8 protein-coding genes and 1 pseudogene are annotated in these 9,739 nt (G+C 71.5%); 4 read left to right on the forward strand and 5 right to left on the reverse strand.

The features are described from left to right. Nucleotides 1-94 precede the first annotated feature (94 nt). Nucleotides 95-826: an RNA polymerase sigma factor SigZ gene (gene sigZ / locus VF665_RS16290; protein ID WP_331054501.1), complete on the forward strand. Its 732-nt coding sequence runs from the start codon at nt 95-97 to the stop codon at nt 824-826. A gap of 109 nt (nt 827-935) precedes the next feature. Here the strand turns inward: sigZ and VF665_RS16295 are convergent, their stop codons facing one another. After that, nucleotides 936-2,534, reverse strand: coding sequence for a competence protein CoiA family protein (locus VF665_RS16295; protein ID WP_331054502.1), 1,599 nt, complete (start codon nt 2,532-2,534; stop codon nt 936-938). 216 nt (nt 2,535-2,750) lie between these two features. After that, on the reverse strand, nt 2,751-3,314 hold the full coding sequence (locus VF665_RS16300; RefSeq protein ID WP_331054503.1) for a carboxymuconolactone decarboxylase family protein: 564 nt from the start codon (nt 3,312-3,314) through the stop codon (nt 2,751-2,753). Between the two features lie 558 nt (nt 3,315-3,872). Here VF665_RS16300 and VF665_RS16305 point away from each other — a divergent pair. The 3 genes from VF665_RS16305 to VF665_RS16315 all read left to right on the forward strand — a co-directional run bounded on the left by VF665_RS16305 (nt 3,873) and on the right by VF665_RS16315 (nt 7,273). Beyond that, nucleotides 3,873-5,303 (forward strand): S8 family serine peptidase, encoded by a 1,431-nt coding sequence (locus tag VF665_RS16305; RefSeq protein WP_331054504.1) that lies wholly within the window; start codon nt 3,873-3,875, stop codon nt 5,301-5,303. A gap of 176 nt (nt 5,304-5,479) precedes the next feature. Next, entirely contained in the window at nt 5,480-5,758 is a 279-nt protein-coding gene (locus VF665_RS16310) for a hypothetical protein (RefSeq protein ID WP_331054505.1), read from the forward strand. 294 nt (nt 5,759-6,052) lie between these two features. Further along, nucleotides 6,053-7,273: an ROK family protein gene (locus VF665_RS16315; RefSeq protein WP_331054506.1), complete on the forward strand. Its 1,221-nt coding sequence runs from the start codon at nt 6,053-6,055 to the stop codon at nt 7,271-7,273. Between the two features lie 221 nt (nt 7,274-7,494). On the opposite strand, the gene VF665_RS16320 is transcribed toward VF665_RS16315, so the two are convergent. The 3 genes and pseudogenes from VF665_RS16320 to VF665_RS16330 form a co-directional block, all read right to left on the reverse strand. Then, nucleotides 7,495-8,319, reverse strand: coding sequence for an ATP-binding protein (locus VF665_RS16320; RefSeq protein WP_331054507.1), 825 nt, complete (start codon nt 8,317-8,319; stop codon nt 7,495-7,497). 261 nt (nt 8,320-8,580) lie between these two features. Next, on the reverse strand, nt 8,581-8,718 hold the full coding sequence (locus VF665_RS16325; RefSeq protein WP_331054508.1) for a hypothetical protein: 138 nt from the start codon (nt 8,716-8,718) through the stop codon (nt 8,581-8,583). Between the two features lie 78 nt (nt 8,719-8,796). Further along, nucleotides 8,797-9,739 (reverse strand): annotated as a pseudogene (locus tag VF665_RS16330) (hypothetical protein); the annotation flags it as partial.

Raw genomic sequence — 9,739 nt, forward strand, 5'->3', positions numbered from 1 at the left:
CCTGCTGGCGGCCGTGCGTCTTTTCGCCCTGGCGCGCGACTATACGGGTGATGGCGGGGACTGTCGCTCGGAACGTACTGCGAAGCAGAAGCGGATGATGGTGACCACCGAGGCGGTGTGGAGCGGGTTTGCGGAGCCGCTGCGTGCGTTCATCCGGCGGCGGGTAAGCGACCCGGACGTGGCGGATGACGTGCTGCAGGAGGTTTTCGTAAAGGTGCACGCCGGGCTGCCGCGCCTGCAGGACGGCGACCGGCTGCAGCCCTGGCTGTACCGCATCGCGCGCAACGCCGTCGTGGATTCGTACCGCGCACGGGGCGGAGCGCGTGTGCCGCTTCCCGAGTCGCTGGTGGCGGAAGAGGATGAGCCGCGCACCTCCGCGGAACTGGCGGCGTGCATTCGCCCGTTCGTGGAGCAGCTTCCCGAACCGTACCGCGAAGCCGTGCGGCTCACCGAACTGGAGGGCCTTCCGCAGACCCGGCTCGCGGCACACCTCGGCATCTCGGTGTCCGGCGCCAAGTCGCGGGTGCAGCGCGGGCGCGCGCGCCTGAAGCAGATGATTACCGACTGCTGCGAGGTGCGGATGGACGCGGCGGGCCTCATCCTGGAGTTCGTGCCGCGATCCGTGTGCGGCTGCGTCCTTTCCGCGCAACGCCCGTCTGTAGACAGGGACCCGACGAGGGCGTCCCACGACGAACACGCACACGGAGAACGAGCCATGCTGACCATCGACGCCGCGACCACGAGCACCACCCCGCTCGGCGGCTGCTGCGACGACGAGGACTGCTGCGGAAACGGCGGTTCCACCTGCCACGCCGACTGCTGCTGACCGTCTGACCGCGCCGGACTCGCGGCGAAGCAGAACGGCCCCGGACCCCGCGTCGCGGAGTCCGGGGCCGGTTCACATCCCGCCATCGACGGTACTGTGAATCTTGCGATCAGGAGCGCGGTGCCGCGGGGATGGCGTCCACGGCCGCGCTGCCGTCCAGCACGGCGCTGGCGGAAAACGAGGCGAGCGCGGCGGCGAAGCGCTGCAGCCACGCCGTCCATCCCTCCGCGTCCCCCGCCGGTTCCGCCCGGTGAACGACGTACGGGGCGCCCTCGGCCGTGCGCCACCGCTGCCCGTCGTGCAGAAAGACGGCGGCGTGGCCTACCGAGCCGTCGCCGGCTTGAGTGCCGCGCGGCTGGACGCGAAGGGTGGCCCACACCCCGCCGTGGATGGCGTGCAGCAGCGGCGCCTTGCCCGCGGCCGTCTGCGTCCACGCGCATTCGGCAAAACCGGTGACCGGGTCCGCGCCGCCGTCTGGCGCGGGGAGCCGCGGCCACGCCGTGGCGGGCAGGTTGGGCGGCGCGATGAAGTCGCCCTGGTGCGTATCCCAGCGCAGCCGCTCGGGGTACGCGTCGGACTTCGCCCAGCCGGCCAGCGCCGCGGGGTCCGCCCAGCGCATCGGCGAATCCACGCGAAAACGCTGGTGCTCGCGCATCCACTTCACCCATCCCAGGAACTGGCGGTGCAGTTCGCGGCGGGCCTGCTCGCGGTCCGTCGTGCGGACGGGGCGGCCCAGGCGGCTGTCGTTGTCGTCGCGCTCCAGCCACGCCTCCACCATCCGCCCGTCCTCACGCCGCTCCATCATGTGCACGGTGGTGCCGCGGGTGCGCATTTCGCCCGTGCTGCGCCCGCCCTCGCTGCTGTACACGTGCACCACGCGGCCCGCCAGGCGGTGCGTTCCGGTGCGCGCGTGCTCCAGCATGCCGTCGTACATGGCCTCGTGGCGCGGGCAGCGCCACGCGTGCGGATCGCGCCGGCTGTCCTGCAGCACGGCCAGCACCTCGCCCGCGCGCCAGCCCAGGCCGGACTCACTGATTACGCCATTCGCGGGTACCTCGATCCACGGCACGCCCAGGCCGCGGTACTTGTGCGACTTGGCGCTGTCCACGCGGTGATGCACGTGGATTTCAATGGCGCCTACCTCGCGCCCTTCGCGCAGCAGCATCAGGTCCGCGCGAAGGGAGGGGAGCGCGCTTTCCACGCGCACCTCGTCCCACTCTACCGGCCACGGCTCCGCGGGCGCGGCGCGGCAGAATTCCGACCGCTTCTCGTCCGGCACACCCGCGCAGACGGGGCGGATGTCAATGCCGCGGCCGCCGTTGGCCAGCTGTACGGAAAGGTGGATCTTGGCGGCCAGGTGCAGCGCGCCTTCTCCCCCGGCGGCGGCGCAATCCGCGTCCGGGCGATGGCCGTAATGGTGCCGGTTGCGGGTGCCCAGCCGCAGCGTCACCCGCTCCAGGCAGACGGGGCAGAACGCGGCCGGGCGGGTTCCGCGGGGCAGCGGCGCGTACGCGGTAATGGGAACGAGCAGATACTCCGCCCCGCCGCTTGCCGCGACCAGTTGCTTGCCGCACACCTCGAAGCGGCGGCGCGCCAGGGCGGATGCCGGCGTGCGCGGCGCGCCTTCAGCCGCATCGGCTGCCGACACGTACGCCCATGCCAGCCTGCGCTCCACCCGGGGCGCGCGGGGCGTGGCGCTGGCCGTCATCGGCTCACGCTCCCGCGCACGACGGCGGGACCGCGCATGCATCCACGCGGGGTCTCGCCTGTGGCGGCAAACGTGGAGTCACGAGACGTCATCGGAATCGCCCGGGACGGAGAGGCGGGTCCCGTCGCCCGCATCGGCACTGTCGCGCCTGTGACGGGAAACGTTCCTGTCATCCACAAAGTACGTCTGCCCTGCCCGCCGTTCAACCAACCAGGCTCAGGAGCGGCGCGCGTCGCCCTTGGCCAGCGCCATGGCGGCGAGCCCGTCCGACTCGATGCCGAGCACCGCCGCCTGCAGGTTGAAGTAGTTTTCCGCCGCGTTCAGCCAGGCGAGGTCCACGATTTCTTCTTCGCTGAACGCGGCGCGCACGGCCGCGGCGGTTTCGTCGCTGAGCCGGCGGTTGCGCGTGGCCTCCTCGGCAAAGGCCAGGGCCGCGCGCTCGCGCTCGGTGAACAGCGGGCTGGTGCGATACTCATCCAGCGCGCGGAAGCGCTCGTGCCCCACGCGGCTGCGCACGGCCTCTGCCAGCGCCAGGTCCGCGCAGAAGGTGCAGCCGTTCTGCCGCGCGGTCTGCGTCTGCACCAGAAAGCGGAGTGCTGGATCCAGCGAAAGCCCGTGCTCCATGGTCCGCGCGATCTGCCCCGCGATCACCAGCAGCCGCGGACGGCGCGCGTAAATCACCCTCAGCGGCCCGATCACCGTGCCGAAGCGCCGCGCGGAAAGCCGGTACAAGAGCCGCAGCAGCGGGCTCGAGGGACGTTCGATGGGCGTCAGATGCATGTCTTCACCCTCTCCAAGCTGTTCGATGTCCCACCCGCGCGCGGGGCCGGCCGATCGTGCTCCATCACGGTGGAACGTCCGGCGGCGGGGGATTCTTGCGAGAACCGCGGGTGTGGCCGGCGCCGGCAATGGTGGTGAGCAAAGATAGCTGCTGCTAAGGAGTGTCCCCACCTCGCAGCACCGACCTTCCCGAAGAAAGAGGGTGCAGTAGCCGGACCGCGATGTCGCAAAGGGCGCGGTGCGCCGCCACCCCGTATCCATCGAAAGCACAACGGCTTAGCCGCGAATACGCGATGGGGTCAAAGGAGCGGATGCGCAGTGCACTGCACCAATCTGGTACACCGCCGCCCAGAAACACGCCGACTCCCATTCCGCCGCAATACGCATCTAGGCTTCCTGCAACAACTTGCACGGACACAAATGAAGCAGGAACACGGCCCGCACGTTGCCTTTCCACAGGGCGTTCACCCAAACGAACGTGCCCCGCCGAGTGCGGCATCACCGCCGCCCGTGCAAGACGTCCGTTCTTTCGTTCTCAGCAGCTCAGGAGCAGCATCGATGTCGAATTTCCGTCTCACGGGTCTGTGTGCCCTGTCGGTGGCCGCCCTGGCCGCGTGCTCCGATGGACCCATCGACCCGGCCGCCGCGCCGGTGCCGGCCCGCATGGCCGTCTCCGCTTCGGAAGACGCGGTGGTTTCCGGGGACGTCCTGGTGAAGCTGAAGGACGACGCGAGCATGGACGAGGTTCTGCGGGCGCACGGGCTGGGCCGCGGGGCCCGCGGGTTCGCGGGCAAGTTCGACATCCTGCGCACCACGCACGGCAATGAGCGCGCAATGGCCGCCCGCCTGGCCGCCGACCCGCGCGTGGAATGGGCCGAGCCCAACTACCTGCGCCAGCCGCTGGCCGTGAACCCCCGCATGTGGGCGCTGTACAACCCCGGCGGCCAGAACATGAAGTTCAACGAAAAGGACACCAGCGGCCGCCTGGGCCAGACGCTGCCCAGCACCTACGCCTCGCTGGCCGACGCCGACATGGACGCCGACTTCCTGGTTTCCTGCCAGGCGGGCAGCTGCCCCGACATCGTGATCGGCAACATCGACACGGGCGTGGACTACAACAACCCGGAGCTCGCCGGCCGCGTGATCCTGGGCAAGGACTGGGTAGACAACGACAACGACCCCATGGACACCAGCGACGAGGGGCACGGCACGCACACCGCCGGCACCTCGGCCGGCACCAACATCAGCGCGGTGGGCGCGGCGGGCATCGCCAGCCACGTCAAGTTCCTGGCGCAGCGCGTCTGCGGGCCGGCGGGGTGCCCCACCTCGGCCATCATCAACGCCATGAACGCGGCGGCCTCGTTCCGCGACGCCAACGGCAAGCCGCTGGTGGCGCTGAACGTGTCGCTGGGCGGCGGCACCGAGAGCACGGGTGAACGCAACGCCATTCAGGCCATGACCAACAACGGCACGCTGGTGATCGCCTCTGCCGGCAACGACGGCCGCAGCAGCGTGAGCTCGCCTGCCTCGGACGCCAACGCCATCTCGGTGGCCGCCAGCGACTGGCGCGACGGCCGCACCAGCTACAGCAACTACGGTCGCGGGCTGGACATCACCGCCCCCGGCGGCAACTGCTACAGCAACACCACCGAAGAAGGCTGCGTCTTCTCGTCCATCGTCGCGAGCTACACGGCGGGCCTTACCTACAGCGCCAACGCGACCGGCAACGCCGTCTACAACCTGAACGGCGACCTGCCGATGTCCAACGGCTACTACGGCTACATGCAGGGCACATCGATGGCGGCGCCCAACATGACCAGCGCCACGGCGGTGGTGGCGTGGGCCACGGGCCTGCGCGGCGCCGCGCTCCGCAGCCGCCTGGAGAGCACGGCCGACGACAAGGGCAAGGCGGGCTACGACACGGGCTTCGGCTACGGCCGCGTGAACGTGTACCGCGCCGTGTACAACACCAGCACCTCGCCCCGGTAAGCATTCAGGGCGGGTCGAGTGAACAGGGCCCCGGCGCAGCGCGCCGGGGTCCTTTCTGCGTCCTGGAATGGCTGAAGGTGCCATGCGTCCGGCGGACGGACCTCTTGCGATCCGCGCGGGTATCAGTAATTTGGAAGAAGTTCTTCCAATTACCCGCGAGGTCCGGGGAGATGAGCATGACGACCGTGATTGAAGCCGTGCAGACGCCCGCGCCGGAGCTGGGGCGCGCGGAGGAACTGGTGGACGTGATGTTCGCCAACAGCAAGGAGTTGCGGCACCAGGCCGAGCAGATCCTGGGCAGGCTCTTCGTCCGCACCGAGGTGGTGCACGAGGACGAGCAGTCCGCGCAGATGATTCTGCGCCCGGACGGGATGCCCGAGATCCACGTGCACGCCGCCCGCGAGCGGCACTGGTACCCGTATCGCATCACCCGCGTGGACAGCGTCGCGCGCTGACCGGCCGCCGCGGATCAGGCGCGGAGGCTGAACACGCGGAACGAGGGACGGCGGACAAGCGGAGCGGGCGGTCGCACGGGCGATCGCCCGCTTCTGTCATCCGCCCCACGCCGACGGGGCACCGGGCGGCGCACCGGTTGCGCAACGAACTTGACGGGCACGGTGCGCGCGACCGAATTTCAAAGGGATTGGCACCCGGGCGGACAAATGCGCCGCCGGAGAGCGCCGCGTTCCCAGGCCCGCATCCCTTCCCGCCACCGGGGGAGCCGCGGTCCACCCTCACCGGCGTTGACCGTGCGCAAGATCGACCCCCGCAACTTCCAGCGCGCCACCCGCACCACGGGCAAGGACATCAACCGGCAGATCGTGCTGAACCTCGTTCGCGAGTACCAGCCGATCTCCCGGGCCGACCTGGCGCGCCGCATGGAGGTGGCGCGCGGCATGGTGAGCCCGCTGGTGAACGAGCTGATCGACTGCGGCCTGCTGTACGAGGCCGCCGTCGGCACGTCGCGCCGCGGCCGCAAGCCCACGCTGCTGCACGTGCGCGACCACGACCGGCTGGTGGTGGGCATCGACGTGCGGCTGAGCCAGACACAGGCCATGCTGGCGGACTTCGCGGGGCGCACGCTGGCCATGGAGGCGTTCCGCACCCCCGCGCGGCCGGAGGAACTGGTGGCCCAGCTCGCCTCGCGCATCCGCCGCCTGCTGGAGACGCACGCGGCGGACGGGGAGTGCCAGGGGATCGGCCTGGTGGTTCCGGGGATGGTGGACCGCGAAACGGGGCGGCTGGTGAACGCGCCCACCCTGGGCTGGCGCGACGTGGACCTGCGCGACGCGCTGCACGAGGCCACGGGCGTTCCCGTGCATATCGAACGCGACGCCGTGGCGTGCGCGCATGCGCAGATGTGGCTGGGGCGGCAGGCGGGGAACGCGCTGGAAAGCTTTGCCTACGTCACCTTTTCCGACGGCGTGGGCGCCGGCGTGGTGATGGACGGGCGCGTGGTGCGGGGGCACGGCAACGCCGCGGGCGAGTTCGGGCATATTCCGCTCACCATGGAAGGGCCCGCCTGCCAGTGCGGCTCGCGCGGCTGCTGGGAGGCGTACACCGCCAACGCCGCCATCGTGGCGCGCTACCTGGGGCGGGAACTGTCTGATCGCGAGGCGTACGCCACCATCCGCGAGACGGGGATCGGCGTGCCGGACGTCATTGGCCGCGCGCGGGCGGGGGACGCGGCGGCGCTGCGGGCGCTGCAGACCACCGCGCGGCTGATGGGGCTGGGCCTGGCGGCGATCGTAAAGGCGGTGAACCCGGCGGGGATCGTGGTGGGCGGAGAGATCGCCGCGGCGTGGGACCTGATCGGCGTCACCGTGGCGCAGGCGATGGCGGAGCGCACGCTGACCACCGGCACCGCCGCCACGCCGCTCTTTCCCGAAGCATCAGACCAGCAGACCCGGCTGCGCGGCGCCGCGGCGCTGGTGGTTGCCCCCCTGTTCGCCGCGCCGGCCATCGGGTAAAGGCACCTCGCGGGATCGAGGACCGCCCTCGCGCGCACGGGGCGCAAACTTCCGCTGACGAAGAGGTCCGGCCGGGGCGACGATGCCTCGGCCGGACCTCTTTCCGTTCCCCCTCGCGGAACTCCGCACGGCCCGCGGCCGGTCTCCACGGGGAGACGGCGGGCCGGGGCTGGTGTACGTCAGCGGGCTGGGCGCCGTGTTCCCGGATCCGGCGGCGCCTGTCAGCCGCGGCCGGGGCCCGTGGCGCGGACGGGGATCACCGCTTCAACCTGCACGCCGGGAAGGTAGGGCAGGTGCGTCCGCAGCACCGCGTCGCGCCAGGGCGGCGCGCCGGCGAACTCCACCGTGCGGCTGCGCACGCGCAGGCGGCCGCCCCAGCGCGCGACCGCGTGCGCCACGCGCCGCAGCCCCTTTCCGCGGCCCGGCTCGCCGGACCGGCTGCGGCCCCGCAGCGCCTCGCGCAACGCGTGCTCCTCCTCGTGCAGCCCCAGCGGGCCGGCGAACCCCGGTCCGGAATCCGCCACTGCGAGGCGCAGCTCATCGGGACCAGTCTGCCACGCGGCCACCCAGGCCTGCGCGCCGGAGTGCTCGAGCGCGTTGCGGCTCAGTTCGTGGACGATCTCGGTGAACGCCTGAGAGTCCGCCTCCGCCCACCCCATCCGCTCCAGGCACTCCGCCACATCCGCCACCTGCTCCAGCAGCGACGCGGCGCCCAGCGTGCCGCCGATGGCGACGGGCGGAATGAGGGCGCGCGGCGGGATGGGCACGGCGGGCACCGCGACGCCGTGCACGCCGGCGAGCAGCATCAGCGAAAGCAGGGCACCGGGCTCGGCGGCGCGCACGTGGCGGGCGTCAAAGCGGGGCGGCGCCACCAGCGGGGGAAGCCGGTCCAGCAGTTCATCCACGGTGCCGGCGTGCAGGCGGAACGGCAACAGCACCTCACTGTCGCCGCTGGGGCGAAAGTGAGGGCCCGGCTCCTCCAGCGCGGCCCATTCTCCCGGGCCCGCGGCGGCTCCCACGGTGTGCAGTCTTCCGGTGCGGTACATCATTCCCTCCCTGCCAGGCACATCCAGAGAGCTCCGGCACCCATTCGGAAGCTTCTCTTCCAATTTCATCACCGGACCGCTCCTTCACAAGCCCCCCGCCCCGGGAGGCCTGTATCCGGCGCGTCACCCGCGCGACGCCCGCCCGCACACGCTCCCGGTTCCCTGCCCCCGCCTGAGCCCGAAAACCGCGTGATCCCGGAATGAAGAACGCCGCGGCCTGAGCCGCGGCGTCCTTGTCATCGAGATCCGTGCAGGCGCAGCTTACAGGCTGCCACCCAGGAGCGTCACGTCCTGCAGCCCGCCCGCGTCCTGCACGGTGGGGCGGACAAACGGCTTGCGGGCGGAGGGCGCTTCCGTCGTCTGGACGGGGCTCTGGTCGAGAATGGCAGATTCGTTCATCGTCATGTGTTGGCCAAAGGTGGATCGAACAACCCGGCACGCCGTACGGAGGCGGGCCGGAAGGGTGGAACCCGGGGCTCAGCCGGAAGGCGACGCCGCGGCGGCAAGTACCTGCAGCAGTACGTCGAAGTTCCGGTAGCAGTCCGCCCCAAGCCGCAGGTCGTATGCCGGAGCCGCGCCCGCGTCCTGGAGCAGGCGCAGAATGGCCGGCGCGGCGCCCGCGTCGGCGAGCAGCCAGGGGCTCTGGCGCATCAGCCGGGAGAGCGCATCCGCCGCGCTGATGGGCCGCAGCGAGGTCGGCTCCCCCGCCTCTACGCGGGGGAAAAGCACCCCGGCCAGCGGCGCCGAACGCACCCACTGCCCCGGGCCGAAGTCCTGCGAATCCACGCGGTTACGCACCCCGCGCGAAGCGCCGTCCTGATAGCCCAGGTCCAGGTTGAAGCGCCGCGGCCACCCCTCCAGCAGCAGCCCCCCTTCCTGGTCGCGGCCCAGCACAAGGTGGTCGTCCGCGAGGTAGTTCCACCCCGCGCGGATCAGCGTCACGCAGGTGGTGCTCTTGCCGCTGAACGACCCCCCGGCGAGCATCCACGCCCGGCCATCCGGGCCCAAGATGGCCCCTGCATGCACCAGAGTGCGGCACAAACGCCCCAACAGCAGCGCCGAGACCAGCGTCAGCGCGGCAAAGATCTCCAGCGCCGGCGCATCCTCGCCCGGCGGCGTGTTCAGCCGCACCGTGGCGACCCCGTTCTCCGGCTCTACCACCGCGCTCACCCGGCGGCCCCGCTCCATCAGCAGCACCTGCCCGAAGGGCCCGATCCACCCGTCCACGCCGCGAAGCTCAAAGGCCGGGGCCGCGGCGGGCGGGGCGAACGTGGGCGCGCCCGCCTGAACGACGATCCATGCCCGCGCCTCGCCGCCCGCATCGCGGGGCGGAATGCGCGGCACCCACGGCTCCACCGCGTTCCACAGCCCGTCCTGCACCTGCAGGGCGAGCGCGCCGTCCTGCAGCAGCGCGCGCCGG

The organism is Longimicrobium sp., assembly GCF_036387355.1.
Classification (GTDB): domain Bacteria; phylum Gemmatimonadota; class Gemmatimonadetes; order Longimicrobiales; family Longimicrobiaceae; genus Longimicrobium.

What these genes read in the sequence shown, in the direction of transcription:
- VF665_RS16300 (WP_331054503.1), bottom strand. Translation starts at nt 3,314, where the DNA reads ATGCATCTGACGCCCATCGAACGTCCCTCGAGCCCGCTGCTGCGGCTC.
- VF665_RS16305 (WP_331054504.1), top strand. Translation starts at nt 3,873, where the DNA reads ATGTCGAATTTCCGTCTCACGGGTCTGTGTGCCCTGTCGGTGGCCGCC.
- VF665_RS16325 (WP_331054508.1), bottom strand. Translation starts at nt 8,718, where the DNA reads ATGAACGAATCTGCCATTCTCGACCAGAGCCCCGTCCAGACGACGGAA.
- VF665_RS16320 (WP_331054507.1), bottom strand. Translation starts at nt 8,319, where the DNA reads ATGTACCGCACCGGAAGACTGCACACCGTGGGAGCCGCCGCGGGCCCG.
- VF665_RS16295 (WP_331054502.1), bottom strand. Translation starts at nt 2,534, where the DNA reads ATGACGGCCAGCGCCACGCCCCGCGCGCCCCGGGTGGAGCGCAGGCTG.
- sigZ (WP_331054501.1), top strand. Translation starts at nt 95, where the DNA reads ATGATGGTGACCACCGAGGCGGTGTGGAGCGGGTTTGCGGAGCCGCTG.
- VF665_RS16310 (WP_331054505.1), top strand. Translation starts at nt 5,480, where the DNA reads ATGACGACCGTGATTGAAGCCGTGCAGACGCCCGCGCCGGAGCTGGGG.